This is a genomic window from Gemmatimonas sp., from assembly GCF_027531815.1.
Taxonomy (GTDB): Bacteria; Gemmatimonadota; Gemmatimonadetes; order Gemmatimonadales; family Gemmatimonadaceae; genus Gemmatimonas.
Genome location: NZ_JAPZSK010000006.1, coordinates 212,863 through 238,634, shown reverse-complemented (window position 1 = coordinate 238,634; position 25,772 = coordinate 212,863). Strand labels below are relative to the sequence as shown.

Annotated in this window: 18 protein-coding genes; 12 read left to right on the top strand and 6 right to left on the bottom strand. The window is 67.6% G+C overall.

Features of this window, described 5'->3' with window-relative positions; genetic code table 11:
- Window positions 1-56: 56 nt before the first annotated feature.
- The gene (locus O9271_RS08580; protein ID WP_298268312.1) at window positions 57-2,369 is read left to right on the top strand and encodes a S9 family peptidase; all 2,313 of its coding nucleotides are present in this window, start codon (window positions 57-59) and stop codon (window positions 2,367-2,369) included.
- Between the two features lie 225 nt (window positions 2,370-2,594).
- Here O9271_RS08580 and O9271_RS08575 read toward each other — a convergent pair whose 3' ends face one another.
- Window positions 2,595-2,999, bottom strand: a complete 405-nt coding sequence (locus O9271_RS08575) for a hypothetical protein (RefSeq protein WP_298268310.1) — start codon at window positions 2,997-2,999, stop codon at window positions 2,595-2,597.
- 298 nt (window positions 3,000-3,297) lie between these two features.
- On the opposite strand from O9271_RS08575, the gene O9271_RS08570 reads away from it, so the two are divergent.
- Window positions 3,298-4,239, top strand: coding sequence for a hypothetical protein (locus tag O9271_RS08570; protein WP_298268308.1), 942 nt, complete (start codon window positions 3,298-3,300; stop codon window positions 4,237-4,239).
- On the opposite strand, the gene O9271_RS08565 is transcribed toward O9271_RS08570, so the two are convergent.
- On the bottom strand, window positions 4,190-4,465 hold the full coding sequence (locus tag O9271_RS08565) for a hypothetical protein (RefSeq protein WP_298268306.1): 276 nt from the start codon (window positions 4,463-4,465) through the stop codon (window positions 4,190-4,192). The two genes, O9271_RS08570 and O9271_RS08565, sit on opposite strands and share 50 nt — an antisense overlap.
- Before the next feature lie 618 nt (window positions 4,466-5,083).
- Between O9271_RS08565 and O9271_RS08560 the strand changes: the two genes are divergently transcribed.
- From O9271_RS08560 to O9271_RS08540, 5 genes are all read left to right on the top strand, one after another.
- On the top strand, window positions 5,084-6,133 hold the full coding sequence (locus tag O9271_RS08560; RefSeq protein WP_298268304.1) for a hypothetical protein: 1,050 nt from the start codon (window positions 5,084-5,086) through the stop codon (window positions 6,131-6,133).
- Between the two features lie 2 nt (window positions 6,134-6,135).
- Window positions 6,136-7,509: a hypothetical protein gene (locus O9271_RS08555; RefSeq protein WP_298268302.1), complete on the top strand. Its 1,374-nt coding sequence runs from the start codon at window positions 6,136-6,138 to the stop codon at window positions 7,507-7,509.
- Window positions 7,509-8,330 (top strand): gamma-glutamyl-gamma-aminobutyrate hydrolase family protein, encoded by an 822-nt coding sequence (locus O9271_RS08550; protein ID WP_298268300.1) that lies wholly within the window; start codon window positions 7,509-7,511, stop codon window positions 8,328-8,330. The genes O9271_RS08555 and O9271_RS08550 overlap by 1 nt, the downstream gene beginning before the upstream one ends.
- Complete coding sequence (locus O9271_RS08545; RefSeq protein ID WP_298268298.1) at window positions 8,327-9,544, top strand: carboxylate-amine ligase; 1,218 nt, start codon at window positions 8,327-8,329, stop codon at window positions 9,542-9,544. The genes O9271_RS08550 and O9271_RS08545 overlap by 4 nt, the downstream gene beginning before the upstream one ends.
- A gap of 206 nt (window positions 9,545-9,750) precedes the next feature.
- Entirely contained in the window at window positions 9,751-11,061 is a 1,311-nt protein-coding gene (locus O9271_RS08540; protein ID WP_298268296.1) for a GAF domain-containing sensor histidine kinase, read from the top strand.
- A 22-nt stretch (window positions 11,062-11,083) separates the two neighbouring features.
- Here O9271_RS08540 and O9271_RS08535 read toward each other — a convergent pair whose 3' ends face one another.
- On the bottom strand, window positions 11,084-11,845 hold the full coding sequence (locus O9271_RS08535) for an SDR family NAD(P)-dependent oxidoreductase (RefSeq protein ID WP_298268294.1): 762 nt from the start codon (window positions 11,843-11,845) through the stop codon (window positions 11,084-11,086).
- Between the two features lie 91 nt (window positions 11,846-11,936).
- Here O9271_RS08535 and O9271_RS08530 point away from each other — a divergent pair, with 91 nt between their 5' ends.
- On the top strand, window positions 11,937-13,055 hold the full coding sequence (locus O9271_RS08530; RefSeq protein WP_298268292.1) for an HmuY family protein: 1,119 nt from the start codon (window positions 11,937-11,939) through the stop codon (window positions 13,053-13,055).
- 16 nt (window positions 13,056-13,071) lie between these two features.
- A complete protein-coding gene (locus O9271_RS08525) occupies window positions 13,072-15,234 on the top strand; it encodes a TonB-dependent receptor (RefSeq protein ID WP_298269307.1) in 2,163 nt (720 codons plus the stop codon).
- A gap of 81 nt (window positions 15,235-15,315) precedes the next feature.
- On the opposite strand, the gene O9271_RS08520 is transcribed toward O9271_RS08525, so the two are convergent.
- From O9271_RS08520 to glgP, 3 genes are all read right to left on the bottom strand, one after another.
- Window positions 15,316-17,142, bottom strand: a complete 1,827-nt coding sequence (locus O9271_RS08520) for a DUF3536 domain-containing protein (protein WP_298268290.1) — start codon at window positions 17,140-17,142, stop codon at window positions 15,316-15,318.
- On the bottom strand, window positions 17,139-18,653 hold the full coding sequence (locus O9271_RS08515; RefSeq protein ID WP_298268288.1) for a glycogen/starch synthase: 1,515 nt from the start codon (window positions 18,651-18,653) through the stop codon (window positions 17,139-17,141). The genes O9271_RS08520 and O9271_RS08515 overlap by 4 nt, the downstream gene beginning before the upstream one ends.
- A 100-nt stretch (window positions 18,654-18,753) precedes the next feature.
- The gene (gene glgP / locus O9271_RS08510) at window positions 18,754-20,928 is read right to left on the bottom strand and encodes an alpha-glucan family phosphorylase (RefSeq protein ID WP_298268286.1); all 2,175 of its coding nucleotides are present in this window, start codon (window positions 20,926-20,928) and stop codon (window positions 18,754-18,756) included.
- Window positions 20,929-21,156: 228 nt separating this feature from the next.
- On the opposite strand from glgP, the gene thrA reads away from it, so the two are divergent.
- From thrA to O9271_RS08495, 3 genes are read left to right on the top strand one after another with little or no spacing between them, the layout of a single operon-like run.
- On the top strand, window positions 21,157-23,643 hold the full coding sequence (gene thrA, locus O9271_RS08505) for a bifunctional aspartate kinase/homoserine dehydrogenase I (RefSeq protein ID WP_298268284.1): 2,487 nt from the start codon (window positions 21,157-21,159) through the stop codon (window positions 23,641-23,643).
- A 2-nt stretch (window positions 23,644-23,645) separates the two neighbouring features.
- Entirely contained in the window at window positions 23,646-24,998 is a 1,353-nt protein-coding gene (gene thrC / locus O9271_RS08500; RefSeq protein ID WP_298268282.1) for a threonine synthase, read from the top strand.
- The gene (locus O9271_RS08495) at window positions 24,995-25,732 is read left to right on the top strand and encodes an SDR family NAD(P)-dependent oxidoreductase (protein ID WP_298268280.1); all 738 of its coding nucleotides are present in this window, start codon (window positions 24,995-24,997) and stop codon (window positions 25,730-25,732) included. The genes thrC and O9271_RS08495 overlap by 4 nt, the downstream gene beginning before the upstream one ends.
- The last annotated feature ends 40 nt before the right edge of the window (window positions 25,733-25,772 follow it).

Here is a 25,772-nt window from a genome sequence, read left to right as displayed (position 1 = left end):
CACCCCGGGTGCAAGATGGTGGCGCCCCCCATTCCCTCTTGCTGGAGTCCCACACCATGCCGGTTCGGTTGACCTTCGCGGGCCGCCCTTCGCGGACCCTCCCGCCGCTGCTGCTGTCCCTGCTCTCGGCTGCCGCGCTGCAGGCGCAGGGCGGTGCGGCCAAGCGGCCCATGAGCTTCCTCGACGCCCAGTACCTGCGCAGCGCCGGGGCCCCCGCCGTCTCCCCCGACGGCAAGCAGCTGCTGTACACGGTAAGCACGCCCGACTGGAAGGAGGCCACCAGCCAGTCCGACATTCACGTGGTGGCCACCGACCGCGGCGTGGCGAGCTCGAAGCAGCTCACCTTCACCACCACCAAGAACGAAGGGAGCCCGCGCTGGGCCCCTGCCGGCGGGTGGTTTGTGTTCACCTCCAATCGGGAAGCCCCGGCGGCCAGCGGCAGCCAGCAGCAGCTGTTCCTGATGCGCGCCGACGGCGGCGAGGCGCGTCGCATCACGAACGCGACGCAGGGGGTGTCCACCTTCGCCTTCACCAAGGACGGCCAGTGGCTGGTCTACCGCAGCGGCAAGGCCACCGAGGAGCAGCTGTATGCGCTGCCCGTGGCCAAGCTCGCGGCCGGTACCCCGCTCGATTCGCTGGTGCCGGCACAGCTCACGAAGCACCGGACCGGCGTGGGGGAGTGGCGTGTGGCCCCCGACTCCAAGCGGATCTACTTCCTGTCGGCCGACACCGTGGACACCGATGAGCGCCTGCGCCGCGAGAAGCGCTTCACGGTGAACATCCGCAATCAGGAAGAACCCACGGTCTCGCTGTGGGCGCTCGATCTCACCAGCTCCTCCTACACCACGTCGCGGCTCACGCGCGACACCGGCATGGCGGTGACCGGCTTTACCGTGTCACCCGATGGCCGCTGGATCGGCTTCAACGCCGTGCCCAACAACCGGTACAAGCGCAACATCACCGAAGAGGGGATCTACGCCGACGTCTTCCTGCTGGACACGCAGGGGAACGGCATCGAACGGCTCACGACCAATGACGAGAACGGGGAAAGCCCGCTGAGCTTCTCTCCCGATTCCCGCACCATCGCCTTCTCGGGGTCGGACGACCTCACGAAGTACAACATGAAGAACCGTCGCGTGTATGTCCGCGACGTGGCGGCCAAGGGGGCGCCGTTCCGGAAGATCGGGGATCTCGATGGCGACGTCTCGGCCGAGTTCTGGTCGGCGGACGGCCGCACGATCTACTTCAACGAGGGGCTCAAGGCCACCCAACAGCTGTTCGCCATGGACGTGGCCACGGGCAAGGTGAAGCCGGTCACGGCGGTGCAGGGGGTGGTGAGCGTAGCGCAGGACGCCGACACCAAGCGCCTGCTCATCAACTATCAGGACCCCGTCACCGCGCCAGCGCTCTACACGGTCGCCTCGCTGCTGGAGCTGCCGAAGAAGGCGGCGTGGGTGCAGCTCACCGATGTGAACCCGTGGGTGCGGGAGCAGATCGCCCTTGGCGAGGAAACCGAGGTCACCTGGACCAGCACCGACGGCAAGCCGGTGGGGGGCGTGCTGGTGAAGCCGGTGGGCTACGAGCCCGGAAAGAGATACCCGCTGCTGGTGGCCATTCACGGCGGCCCCGCCGCGGCCGACCAGCTCACCTTCAACGGCGGCTACGGTGCCCAGGTGTACGCGGGGCAGGGGTGGGCGGTGCTCATGCCCAACTATCGTGGCAGCACCAACTACGGTGAAGCGCACAAGAACGGCATCGTGGGCAACTACTTCGACCCCGGCTACCAGGACATCATGACGGGGGTCGACCATCTCATTGGCACGGGGCTGGTGGACAGCACGAAGATGGGGGTGCTGGGGTGGAGCGCCGGTGGCCACTGGAGCAACTGGATCCTCACGCACACCACGCGCTTCAAGGCCATCTCGAGCGGCGCCGGGACGTCCAACTGGATCTCCATGTACGCGCAGTCGGATGTGCAGCGAAACCGCCAGCACTACCTGGGCGACAAGCTGCCGTACGACGACTTCGACGCCTACTGGCGGCAGTCACCCATCCAGTTCATCCGCAATGCCAAGACCCCCACAATGATTCACGTGGTGGAGGGGGACCCGCGCGTCCCGAGCCCCCAGAGCGTGGAGTTGCACATGGGGCTCAAGCGGGTGGGGGTGCCCACGGAGCTGTTCATGTATCCGGGCGCTTCGCACGGTATTCCCGACGCCCGCAACCGGTTGGTGAAGTCCATGTCGGAGATGGCGTGGATGGACTACTACGTCCTCGGCAAGGGGAGCAAGTTCTCGTGGCGTCAGGTGCTGGAGACGCTGGAAGACCCGAAAGCCGAAAAGAAGGTCGATGTGAAGGGGGACAACTGAGCGCTGAGTTCTGAGCCCTCAGCGGCAGCCGCTGAGAGTCGCGAGCTCAGGCGAACGAGTTGAGCCCGGATAGCTGTGAGGCGGAGGGTTCCCGAAGTGAGAGTTGAGGAGGTGACCTCAACTCTCGCCGCTGGAACCCTCCGCCTCACAGCTATCCGGGCTCACGTCTCCCCCTCAGCCTCTCGACTCTCCCACTCGATTCCCCGGATCGCAGTTCTGAACGAGTCAGCCCGCCATGGGCCGGGGGAACGGGCTCGGCGCCGCCAGCGCTTCCTGCACGGCCGCAATCACCGACGCCGGCATGGGCCCCGTGCCCGCCCGACGGGCCGCCTCCACCACCATCGAAAGCGCCCGGGCCTGCGCCGCATACGCCGCGATGAGGGCGCCGCCAGCGCCGGGGGTGGTCATGATGTCGTGCGCCAGATGATCGAGGTGCTGGACCAGCGCCGCGCTCGAGGCTGGCACGCTCGTCGCATCAGGACGATCGGCACGCGGGCCAAGGGGGCTCCCCTTGGCGGACGCGCTCAACCCCGGGAACTGGGAGGGCGCGAGCGCCTCCTGAATACGGCCATTGGTTGCGGCCAGGGCGGCCAACCGACGACGTGCCACCTGCGACGACTCGAATCCCACGCGACTTCCTCGGAGAGGGCGGCTGGCTGGGCTGCTGCGGACAGAATCGCGACAGTACCCTTGACAGACGCCGAGCTGTTACATAAATGCGACAGTGATGGCGATGCACAGCGTGCGGCTGAGCCGCATGCTGCTGCTGGTGCGTTGGTTGGTGCTGGTGTTTCGGTGGTGCCGGCCGCGTTCCCGATTCTGGTCGCGCGGCCGTCGTACGCAGTCCGCAGCGACCGGCTGGTCGCTACGGTGTTCGTGCTCGCTTCCCCGCAGGACCCCGTTCGAGCTCTCCCCTTACGGAGGCTGGATGCCCGTCCTCACCCCGGCCGCAGATCGTGACCTCGCCGCGCGGGCCCTGGCCGAACTGGCCCGGACCACGCTCGATGAGCATTGGGCCGTCGCCGCCATTCCCGCCGAACGCCGCGCGCTGCTGCTGGAGCGCGCCGACGCGGCGGCATTGCGCGACGGCGACGGACTCGGCGAGCCGATTGCCGACGGGCTGGCCCTGCTGGGCACCGCCTACGAACTCGCCGCCCTCGGCCAACTCGACGCCGCTCTGCAGCCCACCCCCAGTGCGGCCAGGGATCTGGCACAGGCCGTACTGGCGCTGGGAGCGGCTCGCGCCTTTCGGTGCGCCGCCGCCCTGCGCCCGCCGCTCGACGACGGCGAATCCGCCGTCAAGTGGGCGCTCAAGCTGGGCGCCCTGGCGCTGGTCAGCCGCCAGACCGATGCCTACGTGCGCTGGTGGGAAGCCCGGGCGCACATTGCCGATACGGTGAAGCGTCTGGCGCACCGGCTCGAGCACGAGCCGTGGGAGCCGTACGCCCGTGGCACCCTCTGGATGGCCTGGCTGGGCCTCATGGGGGCGCCCGTCGCCGTGCTCCCCGATAACGCCGGCGATGAGCTGCCCATGCTCTCCGCCACCCGTTCCAGGCTGGCCGCATTCCGCGAGCGCCGGGCCGACCACGAGGTGCCCGGCGACGGACCGGTGCACAATGCGGCGGCGCTGCGCGCGCGCATGACGGAGTTCGCCATCCGGCATCTGGCCGACGCCACCGAGCTGCTCACGGTGGCGGTGCTGAGACGGACGCTTCCCGATGTGAGTGCCGAGTTCAAGCTGCATCTCAGTGCAGCCCGCTCGGCGATGGCAGGCGATCATGGGCAGGACGTACTGCTGGCGTGGTTGCAGGCTGCCGGCGTTACGCTGGCAGGCGGCGTGACCGCGCAGCTCGAACTCCCAGGATTCTAGTCCGCGCGGTGCCGCCCTTGGCGGCACGCCAGACCCGATACACGCGACGACCGGTGCTGCCCACCGGAAACGCCACGCGCCCCCCACCCAGGGGGATGATGTCGGCCATGAGGGCGCCAAGGGCGCGCCGGGCCTCGAGGGAGGCCGCCATGGCAGCCTCCACGTCCGTCTCCTGTTCGGCGTCGATGCGATACCAGGCGACGCCATGGTCGCCCTCCGATCGCACTACGTAGCGGTCATCATCCGTCCAGAACGCACTGATTCGGTCCGCACGCACTTCCGTGTGGATTGGCAGGCTTGTGATGGGCGCGAGCTCCATCGGACCGATTGGCGCGTCAATGGCGACGACGTGCATAGCTCTATTCCGTGAGGGGGCAGGAACGTGACCACCGATTTCCCGAAGTGAATCGCGTCGTCGATGGGCGGGGATGTTATGACGATCCAGGCGCCCACGCAATACGCTGGTTGCCTCCTAAGTTGTTGACAGCACTGTAGATATGTGTGGGAAAGCGTGTGGAAAACCACGTAAGTGGCGTTTGGGACCGCACCTGCGCCCAGCCCCCCTGTGGATAAACGGCTTCGTGATGCCCTGCCGTTTTCGGGCGGCAGGGGGTGATTTGTCCACACGGCAGTTGCTCACAAAACTGCTCTTTCCTTGTTTGCCAACACAGGCTTTCCGAGGCAGCGGACTGCACCAGTCCTGGCCAGTGGCGTAACGGTCGAGTTCGCTCACCTGCCGCGTTCGGACCGCCGGGAATAGCCTCGCACAGCCTTTGTCACAGCATGCGCCGGGATCAGGCTGCACCGTCCGCGCTGCTGGCGGACGGACGGGCAAGTCCCCATAGTGGCGATACTCACCCGTCTTGCCATTGGAGCCATCATCGTGTCCATCGAACCGCGCATTGGATTGCTCGTCGGCCGGGAATGGTCGTTCCCGCCGGCGTTTCTCGACGCCGTCAACCGTCGCCAGAGCGGCGTGTCGGCCGACTACATCAAGCTCGACGCGACGCGCATGGGGCAGCCCGTGCCGTACACGCTCATCATTGACCGCATCAGCCACGAAGTGGGCTTCTACCGCACCTTCCTCAAGCATGCCACGCGCATGGGGGTGACGGTGGTGAACAACCCGTTCATGTGGTCGGCCGACGACAAGTTCTACGATGCCACGCTGGCCATCCAGAACGGGGTCGCCCACCCGAAGACGATGGTCCTCCCCAACAAGGACTACATCCCCGGGATCTCCCATACCGAATCGCTGCGCAACCTGTCGTACCCCCTCGACTGGCGCGGCGTGGCCGAGCACATCGGCTTTCCCTGTGTGCTCAAGGATGCGCACGGCGGCGGGTGGCGTGACGTGTACGTGTGCCATTCCATGGAAGAACTGCTGCAGCACTACAACAGCAGCGGGCTGTTGACCATGGTGGTCCAGGAGTTCGTGAAGTGGGACGCCTACGTCCGCTGCATGGTCTTGGGGCGTGAATACGTGCTTCCCATGCCCTACGATCCTGGGCAGCGTCGTTACATCCCTGACCCGGGATATCTGGGCAAGGCGTTGGAGGATCGGTGCGTGCGCGACGCCCTCACCCTGTGCCGGGCGCTGGGTTATGACATGAACACGGTCGAGTTCGCCGTGAAGGACGGCATTCCCTACGCGATCGACTTCATGAATCCGGCGCCGGACATGGACATCAACTCGCTCACCCCGAGCTACTTCGACTGGGTGGTGGAGCATATGGCCGACCTGGCAATCCGCCTGGCCACGGCGCCGCGCCCCGTTCTCGCCACCGGCGACGGGGCCGTTCCCATCATCGGCGCACCGCCGGCGCCATCGTCCGGGCAGGCAACGTCTGCCCCCGGCGTGTCCGCGTCCACGTCGTCGCTGATCACGAAATAGCGATGTCCACGGCAACTGTCGCCCGCTACCACGACACGCTCGCTACCGGCTCGCTCGCGGCCGATTCCGCAGCCGTGTTGATACAGCAGCTTCGTGACCAGGGGCTCTTTTTTGGCGAGCGGCCCCTGTGCGGCGTGCTGCGGCCGCGTTTCCTGTCGCTCGCTGAGTATCGGTTGCTGGGGAAGGCCTGCGCGTTGGTGGGATCGGCGTTCGAGAAGGTGCGTTTGGCGGCCATGGCTGACGCGGGGCTGCGGGCGCAGTTCGGCCTGACCAGCTGGGAGGAGCAGGTGATTCATGCCGATCCGGGGTTCCGGACGGCCAGTCCCACTTCGCGCCTGGACGCGTTCTTTGTGTCCGGGGCGGGCCCAACCGGCCTCAAGTTCACCGAGTACAACGCCGAGACGCCGGCCGGCGCGGCGTACAACGATGCGCTTTCGCGCGCCTTCCTGGCACTGCCCGGGATGCAGGCGTTCACCCGCGAGCACATCGTGCTCCCCATTCCCGCTGCCGCGGGGGTGGTGGATGCGCTGCTGCAGGCCTGGGGAGAATGGCGGGGCACCAAGGAGCTCCCGCAGGTGTGCATTCTGGATTGGCGCGATGTCCCCACCTACAGCGAATTCGTGCTCTTCGAGCGGGAGTTGCAGGCGCGGGGGATTCCGGTCTTCATCGGTGATCCGCGTGAAGCGGAGTATCGAAATGGGCAGCTCACGGTTGCCGGCCGGCCGGTCACGTTCATATACAAGCGCGTCCTCATTGACGAGCTCGTTACCCGATGTGGCCTCGATTCACCAGTCGTTCAGGCGGTGAGAGCGCGTGCGGTGTGCATGGTCAACCCGTTTCGCTGCAAGCTTTTGCATAAAAAGGCCTCACTCGCTGTGTTAAGTGATGAGCGCCAGGCTCAGCTGTTCTCCGCCGACGAGCACGCCGCGGTGCAGGCCCATGTGCCGTGGACCCGTGTGGTGGAGGCGCGACACACGCAGTATCGCGACAGTGCGGGGGGGGAGCACACCGTCGATTTGCTCCCGTTCATCGCGACACGGCGGGAGTCGATGGTCCTCAAACCCAACGATGAGTACGGCGGCAAGGGCATTGTGCTGGGCTGGACCGTGGATGATGCCACCTGGCAACGGGCCATCGAGACAGCCCTTGCTGAGCCGTATATCGTGCAGGAGCGGGTGGAGGTACCCAGCGAACTGTGGCCGGCGATGGTGGAGGGAGCGCTGCACATTGGCGAGCGCATGCTCGACACGGCGCCGTTCCTCGCCAACGGCACCACGGTGAACGGGTGCCTGACCCGCATTGCCACGGATCCGCTCCTCAACGTCACGGCGGGGGGAGGTTCGAACGTCCCCACATTCCTGGTCGAGTCGCGCTGATGTCCGCTGATTTTCCCTCGTACCGCCCCACGATCGGGCTGACGACGCAGACGCTGCATTCAATAGATGGCATCCCGCCGGCGCTCCCCTCCAGCTGGGTCATGAATCAGCGGTACTTCCACGCGGCCACGGCGGCCGGCGCCGTGCCGTGGATGATCCCGCTGCTCGACGACGATCTCCCCACGCTGCGGGCCATCTACGAGCGCCTCGACGGGGTGCTCATCCCCGGCGGCGTGGATATCAACCCCGCCGAGTACGGCGAGTCGGTGCGCCCGGAGTGTGGAAATCTCGACCCCGCCCGTGACCTCGTGGAACTGCAGCTGGTGCGCTGGGCCATCGCTGAGGGCAAGCCGGTACTCGGCCTCTGCCGCGGCCTGCAGATCATCAACGTGTCGCAGGGCGGGACCATGTGGCAGGACCTGGCATCACAAAACTCCACCTTCCACAAGCACGATTTCTTCCCCACCGCCGGCTTCGAGCGCGACCATATCGCGCACGAGGTGACCGTGGTGGAGGGGAGTCGGTTGGCGCAGATGCTCAACTGCGTCCGCTGCCCGGTGAACAGCATGCACCATCAGGGAATCAAGACGCTCGGCCGCGACCTGCTGGTATCCGCCACCGCCGACGATGGGCTCATTGAGGCGATCGAAGGGCAGACCGATGGATTCTGCATGGGGGTGCAATGGCACCCGGAGGTGTTCGAAATGAGCGATCCACATACGCGGCAGCTGTTCGGCGCCTTCATCGACGCAGCGGCTACCTGGGCGGCTGCCAACAATCCCGTTTCCCATGCGCCCCGCATGGGCGTGGGGGCGCCATGAAGGGACCCACCCTCACGGTCGGCATTGAGGAAGAGTACCAGATCATCGATCCGGTCACGCGCGACCTGTCGCCCGGTTTCGATTCGCTGGTGCAGAGTGCCTTTGCGACGGAAGCCGACGTCAAGGCCGAACTGCACCAGTGCCAGGTGGAGATCGGCACCAAGCCGTGCGCGTCCATTGCCGAGCTGCGCACCGAGCTGGTGAAGTTGCGCGGACTGGTCATCCGCGCCGCGGGCGAGCACGGTCTCACCATCGCCTCGGCCGGAACGCACCCCTTCTCCAACTGGATGAACATGGAGATGACGCCGAAGGAGCGATACCTCGGCGTAAAGGCGGAGTTGCAGGATCTCGCGCACCGGCTGCTGATCTTCGGCACGCACGTGCACGTGGGGATCGAGGATCAGGAGTTCCGCATCGACTGCCTCAACGCAGCCCGCTACATCCTGCCGCACATCCTCTGCCTATCCACCTCCTCGCCGTTCTGGTTCGGGCGCAACACCGGGCTGCATTCCTACCGCAGCATCGTCTTCAAGAACTTCCCGCGGACCGGCGTGCCGCGCATCCTCAATGGGTGGAGCGACTACGCCGACCTCGTGGATACGCTCACCAAGACGCGCTCCATTCCCAACGGATCGAAGATCTGGTGGGATGTGCGCCCTCACCATCTCTACCCCACGCTCGAGTTCCGCGTCTGCGACGTGAACACGCGTGTGGACGAGGCGGTGTGCATCGCCGCCATGCTGCAGGCCGTAGTCGCCAAGATGTGGAAGCTGCGCCGCGACAACATGACGTTCCGCGTGTACGCCTCCGACCTCATCGAGGAGAACAAGTGGCGCGCCGTGCGCTACGGGCTGGGTGGCAAGCTCATCGACTTCGGCAAGAAGACGGAGCTCGAGGCGCCGGTGCTCATTCGTGAGCTCATCGAGTGGTTCCTGGATGACGTGCTCGATGAGCTCGGTACCCGCAAGGAAGTCGAGTATGCCTTCCGCATCATGGAGGAGGGGTCGAGCGCACAGCGGCAGTTGGCCACCTATGCACGCACCGGAGACCTTCGCGCCGTGGTAGACCAGCTCATCCGCGAGACCGCCGAAGGCGTGTGCGAACCCACACTCGGTCCGTCTCTCGACACCTTCGAGCGGCCGGTGAAAGCGGTCGCGGCGGCGCGGCTCAGGCCCGAGGCCAATCCGGCGGTGCGGGGGCAATCGATCCCGTAGGGTCTCTCGCCGTAGGCGTTCTCTCGCTCGCTACCGGAGCATGGCGGCGGTATATTCCCCCAGTGGGAAATCTTGGTCGGTGAGGTCTCCGGTTGCGTACACACATGGTGTACGGGCCGTCGGCCAACGGCATTCCGGTATTGAATATGGTGGGACCGGTTCCTCCCAGCGCTGCGGGCAGCGGTGGTACTGGCGGTGATGGACCCGTGTCTTCCGCCAGTTTGCGTTTGCGCGCACTGTCCACCCTGAGTGGATCCCTCACCGACGCGTTGACGCCGGAGATTGCCGCCGACCTCATCGAGCGGCAGGCGCTCACGGCATTGGGGGCAACAGGCGCCGTCGTGGTCACGCTGGGCAACTTTCCCCCGCTCCCCGGGCAGCCGCCCGCGCTTCCGGGCCCGGCCGCCCGTCTGCACGTGGTACACTCCGTCGGCGTGGACGCCGAGGTGAGTGACCTGCTGGAGTGGCGAACGCTCGATTCGCCATTGCCCTTCGCACAGGTTGCCCGGACCGGCGAGCCACTGTTCTTCGATGTCGACGAAGCGGAACGGCAGTTCCCGGAATGGGGGGCAAGCTTGCGCCGCGCCGGGGGCAGGGCTGCCGCCGTGGTGCCGGTGTGGGCGAACGGTGAACTGCGTGGGGTCCTGGGGCTGACATGGCCGCATGTGCCCGTCTTCGATGAGGACGAGCGGGCCTTCGTCACCACCCTCGGCATCATGTGCGCGCAAGCCATCATGCGTGCGCATCTCAAGGTGGCCGAGCGGGAGGCGCGGGAACGCGCCGAGAAGGCCAATCGCGACAAGGCCGAATTCGTGGCGAACGTGAGTCACGAACTCCGGTCACCCATCAGCGCCGTCATGAACTACGCCGAGGTGATCGCCCGTGGCGCCCTGGACGGAAGCACCGACGCAGCACAGCATCGGCTGAATCGTATGCACTCGTCGGGTCGGCATCTCATGTCGCTCATCGACGATCTGCTGGCGCAGGCACGTATCGATTCGGGGGTGGACCAGGTACGGCTGGAACGGGTGAATCTTGGCGAAGTGCTGAAGGAGGCCATCGCCATGACACGTCCGCTCGCTGAGCAGGCGGGCATGGCCGTGGTCTTCACGCCCATTCCTGGCTCGGTGGTGCTGCAGACCGATTCCGGCAAGGTGACACGCATTGTCGTGAATCTCATCACGAACGCCATCAAGTACGCCCACCGCGGCATCGTGCATGTGGTGCTGGAAAGGCCCGAGTCCCCGTCGCTGGCCAACGTGCGGGTGACCGTGCAGGACGAAGGGGAAGGGCTGTCCCCCGCCGACCGGGAGCATTGCTTCGAGCCGTTCTGGCGAAAGAGCGCGCCGGCAGGGGAGAGTCCACAGCCCGGGTCGGGGCTGGGGCTCAGTATCTCTCGGCAGCTGGCCCGACTCCTGGGTGGAGAGCTCATCGTCGAGGATACCGGGGCCCTTCCCAGTACCACCTTCGTTCTCACGCTTCCGCTTACTCCACCCCCGCTGCATTCACTCGCGTAAGTGGTCGGCGTCGCCGTAGTGATCAGGGATCGGTGGCCAACTCGCGCAGGTAGCTGCCGACCATCTCCGCCATCCCCGCCCGGGTGTACACATCCGGTCGGCGATCGGCGATGACCTGCGCGATGACCTCCGCCACCTCCTCGGCGCTTTGTGAGTTGGGGAGCGTGTGCGAGTCCGGGCCGCCGTGCAGGGCGTTGCTGCCGAAGGCGGTGCGTACCACGCCGGGGCTCACCAGCGAGAACTGAATTGCCGGGTGCGTCTCCTGCACTTCGGTACGCAGGGTGGCGGTGAGCGCGTTGAGGAAGTGCTTCGACGCGCTGTAGGCCGAGCGGAAGGTGGCCGTGGGCACCCGCCCCAGCATGGACGACACGTTGATCACGTGGCCGCGCCCCACGAGACGGAAGTGCGGGAGCACCGCCTGCATGCCGTAGAGCGCGCTCTTCACGTTGACCCGCATCATGTCGTCGACGTCGGCATCGGTGAGCGCCGACGGCGCCCGCGTGATGCCACGCCCGACATTGTTCACCCAGACGTCGAGGCGACTGAAGCGGGCGAGTGCGGTGTCGACGATGTCGTCGACCTCCTGTCGCACGGTCACATCGGCCGCGACGGTCACGACGTCCGGGGACCCCAGCGTGCCGGCGAGCGCGCGGAGCGGCTCGGCGCGTCGGGCCACGAGCACGAGGTGATGGGTGGGCGCCAGGCGGGTTGCCAGCGCCGCGCCGATGCCGGAGCTGGCGCCGGTGATGACGACGACCGGGCGGGCAGGGGGAGTGGGGGACATGCGCTCAAGGTTAGGGGGGAGGGGAATACCCTACGTCACCCCTCGGACAATTACGAATGCCACCCGCAGGACCGCTTTGCTAGGATCGGGCATGGTGCTTTCCCGAACGATTCCGACGCCGCCGACCCTTGCCGGGACGGCGCTTTTCCGCCGCCGACAGGCGCGCCATACCGTCGCCACGCTGGCTGCCCTGTTCACCCTCACCGCCTGCGAAGGCGAAGCCGACCTCACCGGCCCGGGCGCGCTCGGTCGTGAGCCGGCTCTCAACGAGGTGGTCACCACCGCGCCGCTCAACGCCAGCAGTAACGACACGCTCGTCTACTTCAGCTTTGCTTCCGGCGGGCTGGTGCCACGCAGTGCCGATTGGGACTTGGCGCTCCGTCGGTTCGAGGTGCGGCTGGCCTCGCCGGCCACCGGCGCCGGCAAGACGGTGTTGGGCTTCACGCTGGCCAACAATCAGAATGCCACCGCGCAGCAGGTGCTGGCGTTCACGCCGGCCAACACGCTCGCAGCGTTCGACGCGCTGCGCGACGCGCAGGTGCCGGCCGACAGTCTGTTCGTGACCGACCGCCTCGCCGACAACCCGCAGGGGCATATCGTCCTGGGGGGGGTCCCCGTGGCAAACGCGGGCCAGTTCTGGAAGATCCGCCTCGCCAATGGCCAGTTTGCCGTGTTCCGCAACGCCGCCATCGGATTCAATCGCACGCGCGCCACCGACTCGGTGGTGTTCGAGTCGCGGCTGCAGACGGGGACGGCGCTCGGGGCCGTGCAGCGGCTCGTCGTCGTGCCCGGGACCACCACGCGCGCGATCAGCCTTGCCACCAACAGCGTCGTCACACCCAGCGGCTGCAACTGGGATTTCCAGTTCAACCCTGACCCGACGCGCCTCGCCATCACGGTGAACACGGCATGCAACGTGGGCACCAACCCGGGGGGCGCGTCGCCAACCTTTGCCGCCGTAACGGTGGCCAACGACGCACCGCAGTACGTGCCCTTCCTGTCGCAGCTGCTCGGCCCCATCCCGAACTCGATCCTCGATCCTCGCGCGCCGTTCCGCTACGACCTCACCGGGCAGCAGCGTCTGCACCCGGCGTTCAATACGTATTTCGCCAGGGTCGGCACACGGGTCTGGAAGTTCCAGCTCATCGACTACTACAGCGCAACGGGAGCCGCCGGATTCCCGACCATTCGCTACGCGCGCATCCGCTGAGTTCCGCTCGGTGCTGATGCGGTGTGCGGGTCAGCTGGTGCCAGTCGTGGCGATGATGGCGTTGGCCGTGGGGCTGGCGCCGGCCACCGCTGCTGCACAGGTGCGCGGCGTCGTGGTGTCGCGTGCCGACGGAGCCCCCGTGGCGTCGGCAGAGGTGCGCCAGGTGCGTGGGAACGTGCGGCACCGCAGCGACGGCGAGGGGCGGTTTGCCGCGCCCTCCCGCGCCGGTGATACGCTGCTGGTGCGTATGCTCGGCTACCGTGAACAGCGCCTCGTGGTCACCCCCGAACGGCTGGTGGGTGAATGGCGTATCGCACTCGAACCATTGGCCACGGTGCTGCCGGTCTTCACCACCACCATGGGCCAGCGCGTCATTCGTGCCAGTGAATCACCGCGCAGCGTCACGGTGGTCGACCGCAAGGAAATCGATGCCGTGGCGGCAGTATCGGCGAACCAGCTGCTGCGGCAGTTGCCCGGCATGCAGGAGCTGCCGGCGCCTCCCAGCAAGACAAGCATCTCCATCCGTGGCTTCGATGACTCGCGCGTGCTCGTGCTGGTGGATGGTGAGCCGGTGGCGGGCTCGCTCGTGGAGAGCCGCGACATCGGGCGACTGAGCACCATTGCCGCCGAGCGTATCGAAGTCACGAAGGGGCCCAGCAGTGTGGAATTCGGCAGTGACGCGCTGGGCGGTGTGATCAACATCGTGCAGGCGGCGCCCACGCGCACGCTCACCGTGGACGGTGTGGCGCGGCAGGGGGAACTCGGGCGCGAGGAAGCCTCGCTGGGCATCAGCAACACAGCGGGGCGGGTAGGCTATCGCGTGAATGGCGGCTGGCGGCAGAGCGATCGGGTGACCGGCTACAACGCGGCAGGGTCCACGTTCAACCGCATCTTCGACCTGCGTAGTGACGTGCGCGTGGCGCTCGGGTCGCAGTGGACCGCGCGTCTCGACGTGCAGGGCTCGCAGGAGCGCCAGCGGTTTCCGCTCGATGCCAGCTTCAACGGCTTCATCGACAATCGCGGTGCGCAGGGATTCGCTGAAGTGCAGGGGCCGGCGCTGGGTGGCCACCTGCGCGTACGGTCGTTCCAGCAGCGTTTCAGCTACCAGTACCGTCAGGCCCGCGGGCTGCTGCCCATTCGCGGCTCTGCCGACTCGGTGGAACAGCAGGAGCGGCAGCAACGGTATCTGGTGGCGTATACCACGGTGGTCGGGCGTCATGCCCTCGATCTCGGGGTGCAGCATTCGCGGCGCACGCTGGTCGCTCCCGACAAGGTCGATGGTGACAGCGCGCGGGAGAACATCAGCGAAGTGTTCGCGCGCGATTCGTGGACGATGGGCAACGTGCTGCTCACCGCCGGTGCGCGGTACACCGCGAGCACCTTGTGGGGGAGCACGGCCAATCCGTCGGTGGGGCTGGCGTGGCAGGCGACACCGGCGCTGCGTTTCCGCAGCAATGTGGCGCGTGGTTTCCGGGCCCCCGGTTTCAAGGAGATTCGCTACACCTTCTTCAACCCGGCGGGTGGGTACGAGATCGTGGGCAATCCCGATCTGCGTCCCGAGAGCTCGGTGAGCGGCAGCGCCGGCGGTACGTGGGCCCCGTCGCTGCGCTGGTCGCTGGATGTGGAAGCGTACCGCAACGACGTGAAGGATCTCGTCGACTGGAGCTATCGCGGAGACAACGCCGCCGGCTTCCAGACCTACGCCAACGTGAACGTGTCCCGTGCGCGCACGCAGGGGATCGAGACCAACGCGCGGATGAATCTGCTGGGAGCCGAGTTCACGGTGGGGTACGACTATTTGCGGGCGCGCAACCTCTCCAGCGGGCTCCCCCTCAATCGCCGGGCCAGCCATACGGCGCGCTTCCGTGCGTCGCGGGAATTCGCGGTGCTGCAGGGGCTCGCCGGCGATGTTTCGGTGCGTTACACCGGCGGAGCGCCGCTCGTGGGGATCCCCGCTGGCGCCCCCATTACGGGGCCGTTCTCCACGGCGCCCGGGGTCATCGGGCGCCAGGGCGCACTGCTGTCGGTTGATGCACAATGGCGGTTGCGCATCACCCCCACCGCCACGTTGTCCGTGGGTGGCAACAATCTGCTGAACCAACGGCCGGCGCTGTGGACGCCGGCGTTCGACCGGCAGCTCTTTGCCGGCCTGCACATACACTGGGCGGCACTCGACTGATTCGTCGTCGCGTGCAGCGCTCCCGGTTGGCGCTCCCTGCATGGCGCTCCCGGTTGGCGCTCCCTGCATGGCGCCGGGTGACTACAACGGCGCCAGCAGGGCGTGATCGCTGTCGGTGCGTTGTGTGAGCACCGCGCGCGCCAACGGTTCGGGGAACTCGTGTGGACGCACCTCCTCCGGCGCCTCGTTCGGTACGGCAGCGTTGAACAGCCGCACGATCAGCGAGGGGCCCTCGCCTTCGACCGTGCCGAAAAAGGACGCGGTGGCGCCGGTGCGCCGGTGCGTGGTGCGCACATGCCACCCCGGTTCCCCAGCCTCCACCTGCACGTCGAACGTTCCCACACGCGATGGGGCACCGGACACGGTGGCACTGGCCGCGGCCATGGCTCCGGCGGCCACGCACAGCGTTGGATCGCGGTGCGGGAGTGCCTCCCGCACGAACACGTCACCGGCACTCGGCGCGTCGGGACGGCCGTTGGTGGCGGGTGCCAGCCACTGCACGAACTCCGGGGTGAGTCGCGCCGCGACGCCGCTCAGCTCGAGGCAGCGCGCGGCATAGCGCAGGACCTGTCGGACCTCGATGCGATCCACCTCGTCGAAGAACCAGGCACACGAGGTGAACAGCCGCAGGGCCGCACGCTGCAGTTCCAGCAGTGCACGTCCGCGTCGCACTTCGCTGTCGGTCGCCCCGGCGCGCATGACCTGTCTGGCGAAGGTCTCGAGCAGCGGGCCGTCGGCGGCCACCGCATCGCCGTACCGGTCGCGCACGGTCCAGGGATCGTCCGCGAACAGCGCGGCGCCCTCGTGCTCGTACACGGCATGCATCTGAGCGGCCAACTGTTCGAGGGCGGCGCGTAAGGGGCCGCGCCACTGCTGCAGCGGCGGCTTGCCGCCGTCCAGACGACAGCCGCAGTTGCTGCGCCAGCGCTCCACGCCGTGCGCGCAGCTCCACGCCGACGGGGAGACGAGATGCACATCGTGTATCGGGGCGTGGTTGGCCACCAGGGCGGCCGCGTTGGTGAGTCGGGTGCCCGACTGCCGCGCGACGATTGCCAGTGCTTCCAGCAGCACGGAGTCGCCCGACTTGTGATGATGTCCGAACGTCTCGCCGTCGGTGGCGAGCGTCGTGCCGCGCGGCCCCTCCAGCGTCTGGCCGCGATAGGGCATGAAGCGTTCCGCGAGCGCATACGCATTGCGCAGCAGGCCGCCAAAGGCCACGTCACCGGCCAGTGAGCCGTCGTACGGCACAATGGTGAGTGAACGCCCGGAGGCGCCGCGTCCGGTGGTGGCGCGCCAGCGTACCGGCATGCCTTCCCCCTGATGACCGTGCAGCTGATACGGCGCCAGAATCGTGAAGGCGATACCTTCGGCGGCCACCGCTTCCAGCGTGGCCTCATCGGCCGCGCACTCCGGGAGCCACATCCCTTCGGGCTCACGGCCGAAGCGGCGACGGAAGTCGCGAATGCCCCAGCGGATTTCCGTGAGCCTATCCCGTGGTGACGCGAGGGGCAGGATGACGTGGTGATACGGTGCCGCAATGGCATTGCCGTGCCCCCAGCGCCGCACGCTCGCGGCATCGCCGGCGATCATGGCCTGCATGGAGTCGGGGGCTTCGCTGTCCAGCCATTCGCACAACGTAGCCCCTGCGTCGAACGAGCACCACGCGTAGAGATTCACCACGCGGGCCAGCCCGGAACGCGCGTCGGCATCACGGGCCACGGCGCGCGGATCACGACGAAACGCCTCGGCGCGACCGAGCCGCGCGTAGCACTCGCGATTGATGCGGCTGTTCCAGTCGTGGTCGGGAGCCGCCGACGGTTCGCCCGGCACCAGCTCCAGCCAGGGATCTTCGCGCGGTGGCTGATAGAGGTGCTGGTGCACGATGAGGTGATGCGCGCCCTCGCTCATGCGTGATGGCGCGCGATGTCGGTGGCGCGCCGATACACCTCGGCATAACGCTCGGCCGAGCGTTGCCAGCTGAAGTCGCGGCGCATGGCCGTCTGCATGCGCGGTAGCCACGCGGCCGGATCATGAAAGCGCGCGAGTGCCCGCGAGATGGCCCGATCGAAGGCCGTCGGCTCGAACGCGTCGAAGAGGAACCCGGTGGCATCATCCTCAACGGTGTCGGCAATGCCCCCGACACGTCGGCCAATGGGGAGCGCGCCGTAACGCTGCGCCCGCAGCTGCGTAAGGCCGCACGGTTCGTACTGCGACGGCATGAGGAACAGGTCGGCGCCGGCCATGAGCCGGTGCTCGAGCCGGTCGGTGAAGTCGAGTTGCACCCCCACGTGGCGCGGACGTGCGCGCGAGAGGGCGGTGAGCGCCTGTTCGTATCGCTGTTCGCCGGCCCCGAGAAACACGAACTGTGCATCCAGGGTCCACACGAGGTGCGAGTTGAGAATCAGGTCGAGTCCCTTCTGCTTGACCATGCGTCCCGTGAAGCCGAAGAGTGGCGTGCGCTTCCGCTGCGGCAGCCCGAAACTGCGCTGCAGCGCCGCCTTGCAGCGCGCCTTGTCCGTCGGATCAACATCGCTGTAGGGCGCTGTGATCTGGTCGTCGTCTGCCGGATTCCATACGGCCTGATCGATCCCGTTCACGATGCCGGTGAAGCGGTTGCCCAGCCACTGGAAGACCTCGTGCAGGCCGAAGCCACCGTCGGCCGTGCGCAGTTCGGCGGCGTGATTGGGGCTGACCGTCACCACCATGTCCGCGTGCGTGAGCCCCGCCTTGAGGAAGTTCACCTTGCCGTACCATTCGGCGTGGCGGAAGGTGAACCGCTCCGGGGGAATGCCGCAGTCGTTGAGGGCGGCCGGGGGGAAGTGCCCCTGATAGCCCCCGTTGTGCACGGTGAGCACCGTGGGCGTGCCGGCGAATCGCTCCCGCAACTCCGCATAGCTGCGCATGTAGAGCAGGGCGAGTGAGGCGTGCCAGTCGTGCGCGTGCACGAGCACGGGGCCCGCGATGAGCCGAGGAATGGCGTCGAGCACCGCGCGCGAGTAGAGCGCGAAGCGGCGGGCATTGTCGGCGTAGTCACGCCCCCCTTCGCCATACAGACCGCTCCGCGAAAAGGCGGACGGGATGTCGACGAATACCACCTTGGGGCCCTTGGGCGCGTTGACCTCGCGGAAGAAGCGCACCTCTTCGCGACGGAACCCGAGGTCGACGGCAATGGGGCGGCCGAGCGGCGCGAGATCGGGCGCAAAATCGCGCACCGTGCGGTAGAGCGGCAGGAAGACCACCACATTCGCGCCGCCGTGCACCTGGACATTGGCCAGTCCCATGACCGCCTCGGCCAGCCCGCCGGAGCGGGCGAAGGGGCTGTACTCCGCCGTGAGGTGCACGATGGTGGGCGCACCCGATTCCGGAGCGCGCACTAGTGGCGAGCCCCAACTGGGCGTGGGCTTCATGGGGGAGGTCATCGTTCTATTCTAGCAGAATCCCGCGCCGATTCACGGAACTGGTGGTGAATCGACGCGGGAACGTACAGCAGGCAACGGTCTCGTTGGCCACGTTGCCGGTTCAGGCGAGTGGCGGATCGTCGGGAAGGGAATCGCCAAGAATGGCGGGGGCGTAGTAGGCCCGCGCGTACTGCTCCACCATGCGCCGCGCCGTGAACTGCTGTCCGCCCACACGAATGGCGTGCTTCATCATCGTGAGCCAGCGGCGCGGCAGTTCGTTCTTGTCGCGATCGTAGAAGCGGGGGACGACTTCCTGCTCGAGCAGTTCGTAGAGGCGATTGGCGGTGTTCATGCCGTTGTCGTCGTCCACTTCGGGCTCGATGGCCCAGCCGTTGTTCCCCTCGAAACCCTCCTCCCACCAGCCGTCGACGGTGGAGAGCTGCGGCACGCCGTTGAGCGCCGCCTTCATGCCGCTGGTTCCCGACGCCTCGAGCGGCACTCGCGGCAGGTTCATCCACAGGTCCACCCCCTGCACGAGCAGGTGGGCCAGGTGCATGCCGTAATCCTCCACGAACGCCACGCGCCCCTCGAACTGCGGATCGCGCGTGAACTGATACACGTTCTGCAGCACCTGCTTGCCCGGATTGTCGGCTGGATGCGCCTTGCCAGCGAAGACGATCTGCACCGGCCGCTGCGCATTCGTGACGAGGCGGCGCAGCCGCTCGACATCACGGAAGATCAGGTTGGCGCGCTTGTACGTGGCGAAGCGCCGCGCAAAGCCAATGGTGAGCGTGTTGGGGTCGAGCAACGTGCCGGCCCCCACCAACTGCGTGGTTTCCATCTGACGCGCCGCAAAGGCCCGACGCGCCTCCTCCCGCACCAGGCGCATGAGCGTGTTCTTGAGGCGCGAGTGCGTGTACCAGAGCGTTTCGTCGTCGAGGGTGAGCACCTGCTCCCAGAGCGCCGGGTCGTTGCTGTGCCCCCACGCCGGCCCCAGATGCTCATCGAGCATCGTCATGATGGGGGTGGCCATCCACGTGGCGAGATGCACGCCGTTGGTCACGTGCCCCACGGGAATCGATTCCGCGTCGTGAGTGGGCCAGAGCGAGCGGCTCATCTCGCGCGTGACGATCCCGTGGCGGCGCGACACCGCGTTGACCCGGCGCGAAAGACGGACGCTGGCGGCGGTCATGTGGTACACGCCCGATCCGGATTCGGGGTGGAACCCGATGCGCAGGAACGTCTCGGCATCAATCCCCATCTCGTTCCAGTAGCCGTTGGCGCACTGCCGCACTTCGTCCACCGAAAAATGGTCGTGACCCGCCGGGACGGGCGTATGGGTGGTGAACACGCTCGCGTTGCGGACCTGCTTCACCGCGTCCCGATACGCGAGGCCGCCGGCACACAGCTCGCGCACGCGCTCGACCATCATGAAGGCCGCATGCCCCTCGTTGGCATGCCACGCCGCCGGGGCGATCCCCAGGGCACGCAGCGCGCGCACGCCGCCCACTCCCAGCAGCCACTCCTGCCGCAGACGCATCGCCGGCCCGCCGGAATACAGCTTGGAAAGCAGGGGCCGGTCTTCGGGGTGATTGACCTCGAGGTCCGAATCGAGCAGGTACACCGGCACGCGTCCCACCTGCATCTTCCACACGCGAATGTGAATGTCGCGCCCGAAGGTGTTGACGGTGACCAGATGGCGGGCCCCGTCGCGCCCGGGAAGCGGCACCAGCGGTACCCCGTCGAACTCGATGCGCGCGTCGCTGTCCTCCTGCCAGCCATCCACCCGGATGCGCTGGTCGAAATATCCGTTGCGGTAGAGAATGCCGACCGCCACCAGCGGGACGCCAAGATCCGACGCCGTCTTGAGGTGGTCGCCGGCCAGCACGCCCAACCCACCGGAATAGATGGGCACCGAATTGTGGATGCCGAATTCGGCACAGAAGTACGCGACCGGTTTGCCACGAAGTTCGGGAAATGTACGGGCGTACCATGTGTGCTCGTCCGACCGCTCGGCCGCCAGCCACTGCATGGCGCGGTCGTAGCGGGCGCAAAACACCGGGTCGGTCGCGAGTGCGTCCAATCGATCGGGCTGGACCAGCTGCAGCAGCCGGATCGGATTGTGGCGGGTCCGGTTCCAGAGCGACTCGTCGATGGACTTGAACAGCGAGCGGGCGTCGCGGTTCCAGCTCCAGGCGAGGTTCTGAGCCAGCTGGGCCAGGCCGGCAATGCGACCGGGGAGGGTGCCCGGGGCCTGCACGAACGGAATCTGGGGCGCGTCGACGAGGAGTGTCATGAAAGGTGGTCTTTGTTTCTGAAAACGGGGATGCTTCAGTTTAGCACCCGCACACGGGAATAGTATGCCCCGTGCGCAGGGTGTGGACAGGCACACCAGCCGCGGCTAGTGTCGGAACGACCCCGTTACGCGGGACGTCCCGTCATCTCTGAGCCCATGCCAGCACGCACCGCCTCCCCATCCCGTTCCCCCCGTTCGGCCTCCTCTGGCCGGCGAAAGGCTGTCGACGTGTTCAAGTTCGGCGGGGCGTCGCTGGCCGATGCCGCTGCGGTTCGGCACGCCATCGACCTTATCCTGACGCCGCGCCCCTCCCAGGTGGTCACAGTCGTGTCGGCATTGGCCGGGGTAACCGACGCCCTGCTGGCCATGGCCGAATCGGCCCGCGCCGGCGACTTCCGGGCTGCCGACGCCGCGGTGGACCGCCTCGAGGCCCGGCACGTGGCCGTGGCGGAGGGCATCATTCCCACCCGGCGTGCCCGGGCCGTGCTAGTGGAGGAGCTGGAGGACGCCTTTGCGGAGCTGCGGACCCTCGCGCACGGGGTCGCCAGCCTGCGCGAACTCACCCCGCGCACGCGGGACTTTCTCGTGGCGCGGGGGGAACAGCTGTCCGCGCGGCTGGTGGTGGCCGGAATGCAGGCGCGCCGCGCCAAGGCTCAGTACGTCGAGGCGGCGGAGCTCATCGTCACCGACGGCGTCTTCGGCAACGCCTTTCCCGATCTGGCAGCGACCGACCGGCGGGTGCGCGACCGGCTGGCCCCATTGCTGCGCCGGCGCGTGATGCCCGTGGTGCCGGGCTTCGTGGGGGCGAGTCCCGACGGCGCCCTCGTCACGCTGGGGCGCGGTGGCAGCGACCTCACGGCCACCGTACTCGGGCGGGCCCTCAAGGCCCAGCGCATTACGCTCTGGAAGGATGTGCCCGGGCTGATGACCACCGACCCGCGCCTCGTGCCGAGTGCCCGCATCGTGCCGCAGCTGAATGTGCGCGAAGCGGCCGAGCTGGCCTACTACGGCGCCAAGGTGCTGCACCCGCGCGCCCTCATTCCGCTGGCGCGTATTCAGGTGCCGGTATTCGTGCGCCCGTTTGCCGAGCCGGACGCCCCCGGCACGGAAATCAGCACGCGGCACACGCTGCAGCGTTATCCCGTGAAGGCGCTCAGCATCGTGCGCGGCCAGGCGCTGGTCACCGTCACCGGCAACGGCATGCTGGGGGTGCCGGGCATTGCGGCGCGCACCTTCGCGGCGCTCCAGCAGGCGGGCATCAGCGTGACCCTCATTACGCAGGCCAGCTCCGAGCACAGCATCTCGTTGTGCGTGCCGGCGGAACGTGGGGCGCAGGCCCGCGCCGCACTGGAGGAGGCCTTCGCGCTCGAAGTGGCGCGTCGCGAACTGGAGGGGGTGGAGGTGAAGGGCGGGATGGCCACGCTGGCCGTGGTCGGCCTTGGCATGGCAGGCTCACCGGGCATTGCCTCCCGCATGTTCTCGTCGCTCTCCGGCGCCCACGTGAACATCGTGGCCATTGCGCAGGGGTCGAGTGAGCTGAACATCTCCGTCGTCATCACCGAAAAGGACGCTGAACAGGCGGCGCGCGCGGTACACGATGAGTTCCAGCTCGACAAGATCGGCGGCGGCGGCGTACGCCACGACGATCGTCTCGATGTGGTGCTGCTGGGGGTCGGACAGATCGGTCGTGAGCTGCTGCGCATCCTGCCGCGCACCCGCCGTCGCGTGAAGCCCACCATTGTGGGGCTCGTCGATCGCAGCGGGTACCTCTTCAACGCCGATGGCCTCTCGGCCAAGCAGCTGCTCAACGCGGTGACGCTGAAGGAGCAGGGGGCATCGCTCATGGCCATCCCCGGTGCCATCAAGGCCACGGCCTCCGAGGCGGTATCACAGATTGCGCGGCACGCGCTATCGCGTCCCGTGCTGGTGGACCTGACCGCCGATCAGACCTTGCCGGCCGTACGGAAAGCCATCACCGCCGACTGGGACGTGGTGCTGGCCAATAAGAAGCCGCTCTCCGCGTCACGCGTGGAGGTGGAGGCGCTGCGGGCGCTGGCCACCCAGCACGGTGCGCGTATTCTTCACGAAACCACGGTGGGCGCTGGCCTGCCCGTCATGGACAGCTACGCGAAGCTGGTCGAAACCGGCGACAAGGTATTGCGCATCGAAGGGTGCACCAGCGGCACGCTTGGCTTCCTGCTCACGGAGATCGGCAAGGGGCGCCCCTTCAGTGAGGCGCTGCGCGACGCCATGGCGCGCGGCTACACCGAACCCGATCCGCGCGACGACCTGAGCGGCATGGACGTGGCGCGCAAGGCGCTGATCCTCGCGAGGCTCATCGGCTTCACCGGCGATCTGGACGATGTCACCGTGGAGAGCCTCGTGCCCGAGGCCTTCCGCTCCATGCCGGTGGCCCGCTTCAAGGCCACGCTGGCCGATCAGGACGCGGCATGGGCCGCGCGGCAGGCGGCGGCCACCCGGCAGGGGCGCGTGCTGCGCTATGTGCTGCGCGCGACGCGCACCAGAGTGCAGGTGGGGCTGCAGGCGGTCCCGCCGTCGCATCCGCTGGCCGGACTGCGCGGCACCGACAATCAGATCGTGTTTACCACGATGCGCTATCGCGAGCATCCCCTCGTGATCACCGGCCCCGGGGCAGGTCCTGCGGTAACCGCCGCGGGGGTGCTCAACGACATCCTCCAGCTTACCCCGGCCTGACGATGGCAGCGAACGACTCGATCTTTCTGGGCGCGCAGGAGGCGCCCGGGCAGCACAGTGTGCAACGCTGCGATGTGTGCGGTGCCGACTGGCACGAACTCGACGCGAGTCCCGCCTGTCCGCACTGCGGCGGCCTGCTCGCCATCATTCACCGGGCGCCGGTGGACAGCATGGGCGCGTCCGCTGCACCAGCGGCCCTGCGGCACGCCTTCGCGCAGCACTGCTGTGCGCGCCCCGCCGGACATGCCAGCGGCGTGTGGCGCTTTGAGCAGGTGGTCATGCCCGCGGCCGGAGCGGCCATCACCAGCCATCCCGAGGGCAACACGCCGCTGCTCTCCCGGACGCGCGTGAGCGCCTGGGCCGGATGTGACGGCCTGTTGCTCAAGCATGAGGGGTACAATCCCACCGGTTCGTTCAAGGATCGCGGCATGACCGTGGGCACCACGCAAGCGGTGCGCACGCGGGCCACCGCCGTGGCGTGTGCCAGTACGGGCAACACGAGTGCCTCGTTGGCGAGCTACGCGGCCCAGGCCGGGATTCCCGGGTTGGTGTTCGTACCGGCCGGCAAGGTGGCGCTTGGCAAGATGGCGCAGACGCTCGCCTACGGCGCCACCACTCTGCTGGTGCGCGGCGACTTCGACGACTGCCTGCGCCTCGTGCAGGACGCGTCACGCGAGTTGGGCATTTACCTCCTCAACTCCATCAATCCGTGGCGGGTGGAGGGGCAGAAGACCATCGTGCTGGAGTTGCTGCAGCAGATGGACTGGTCCGTCCCCGACTTCATCGTGCTCCCCGCCGGCAACCTTGGCAACACGGCGGCCTTCGGCAAGGCGCTGCGCGAAGCGCACGCGCTGGGGCTCATCAACCGCATGCCGCGTCTGGTGAGCGTGCAGGCCGCCGGGGCGGCCCCCTTTGCCAAGGCGTTTCGCGACAGCTTCCGGGAGCGCCTCCGCGTGCAGGCCGAGACCATCGCCACCGCCATTCGTATTGGCGATCCGGCCAGCTGGGATCGTGCCGTGCGGGCCATTCGCGATACGGATGGCCTCGTCCTCAGCGTGACCGACGAGGAGATCATCGACGCCAAAGTGCAGGTGGACGCGGCCGGCGTCGGATGTGAGCCGGCCAGTGCCGCCAGTGTGGCCGGTGTCCGGCAGCTGGTACGCAGTGGCGTGATCCGCTCGGGCGATCGCGTGGTGGCGGTGCTCACCGGACACGTCCTCAAGGATCCCGGCATGCTCGTGGAGCTGCATCAGCAGCGCGACGATTTTGCCCACGCCAACCGGCCCGTGGAGATCGAGGCCACGGTGCGGGCGGTCGCCGACGTCATCGCGCGTCGTGCACGGGAGGTGGCGTGAGCGCCGCCAGTGCGCGCCGCACGCTCGTGACCGGTGCCTCGCGGCCACTGGGCGTCGAGTTCGTGCGACAGAGCCTCATCCGCGGCGATCGTGTGTATGCCTGCTGCCGCAATCCCGCACGCGTACCCATTCTGGCCGACCTGCGCGCAGAGTTCGGCGGGCTGGAACTGCTGCCACTCGATCCGGCCGACGCGTCGAGCGTGGCCGATGTGGCGCCGGTGCTGGAAGGACTGACCGATTCGCTGGATCTCGTGGTCATCGGCCCGGCGGAGCCCGGGCCGCACGAGACGCTCGCCAGCACCGAGCGCGATGAACATCTGCAGACACTCACCGGCAGCGGACTCACCGAGCATCTGCGCCGTCATGCCGTGGCGCCGCTGCTGCTGGTGCGCACGCTGCTGCCCTGGCTGGCCCGCGGCGATCGCGCGCGCGTGCTCGCCGTGAGCAGCTGGCTGGGCTCCCTCGAAGGCAAGTCGCAAGGGGCCGACTATGCCACGTGCACCAGCGCGGCGGCGTTGCACATGTACATGCGCACCCTCGCCCACGACCTGGCCGAGGAGCGCATCGCCGTGTTGATCGGCAACCCGGGCAACTACGCCACGACGCCCGATGGCCCGGCCTTCAAGGTGCCCATCGACGAAGCCGCGCTCGGCCTGCTCATGCAGGTCGAGCGCCTCCCGCTTGATCGAACGGGGGCCTTCCTCGACTGGACCGGGGCGGAACGGCGCTGGTAGCCCTCGCCGTGCCCGAGTCGGGCAACGCCTTGCGGTGGCC